Source organism: Marinobacter salinexigens (assembly GCF_008370345.1).
GTDB lineage: Bacteria > Pseudomonadota > Gammaproteobacteria > Pseudomonadales > Oleiphilaceae > Marinobacter > Marinobacter salinexigens.
The window spans coordinates 1-956 of the sequence record NZ_VTUU01000036.1 but is presented as its reverse complement, the minus strand read 5'-3'; the positions used below and the strand labels follow the sequence as shown (position 1 = coordinate 956).

Annotated in this window: 1 protein-coding gene; it reads right to left on the bottom strand. The window is 60.8% G+C overall.

Annotated elements, in window-relative coordinates; translation table 11 throughout:
- Nucleotides 1-203: 203 nt before the first annotated feature.
- Nucleotides 204-956, bottom strand: a 753-nt coding sequence (locus FWJ25_RS20560; protein ID WP_149601852.1) for a catalase, incomplete at its 5' end; no start/stop codon positions are given.

The following is a 956-nucleotide window of genomic DNA, read 5'->3' as shown; positions in this document are numbered from 1 at the left end:
AGGGGTACATGTATGTGATARCGCAATAATAATAATAATAATACATCCACTWGKYTTGGCTTGTATTGGTACAAAGGCGGACACGGGCACGGGCTATACATATATATATGGAGTATGCCCATGCGTGSTGGTCTTGTATTATTTCTCTTGTTCCTGGCGACGACATGCATGCGTCTTCATTATTATTMTATTCAGCAGAAGCATCACATGTTTGSCTTCATGTTGAGCCGGGTGGCAATCTTCATCCCCAGCGACGCGTCGCACTTGGCGAGGAGGTCTATCCAGATGGACCTGAGCTCCTGGCTGACCTTTGGGTGTCCGAGCGAGTCGGCGAATCGCCTCACGAATCGGTCCTGTCGGTCGGCGTCCCAGGAGCGGTACCTCTCCCCTGGCTGCTTGAAGTCGTTGGGCTTGCGTATGGTTGCCTTCTCCCTCCTCCCCGCGACCGGCCTGGGCGGCAGTGGCGTGGGCGGCGCCGCCTGCCGCAGCGGCGCGTGCCTGGACGGGTAGTAGTCCACCTCCTCGTCGCGGTGCATGAAGTTCATGGCGCCGTCGTAGTGGTTGTTGTGGTGCGCGCAGCGCGGCGCGKTGACGGGCAGCATCAGGTAGTTGGGCCCCAGCCTGTAGCGCTGCGTGTCGGCSTAGGCGAMCACCCGGCACTGCAGCATCTTGTCGTCCGAGTAGTAGATCCCTGGCACCACCAGYCCCGGGCCGAACGCCAGCYGCTCGYTCTCGTTGAAGAAGTTGTCCACGTTCCTGTCCAGCACCAGCCTCCCCACGGGSCYRAGCGGCAGCAGGTCCTCCGGCCACGTCTTGGTGTCGTCCRGCGGGTCGMAGTCGTACTGCTCCTCCGTGTCCGGGTCCATCACCTGCACGTACAGCGTCCACTCCGGGAAGCTCCCCGCCGCGATGGAGTCGTACAGGTCCTGCGTSGCGTGGCTGTGGTTCCGTCCCCC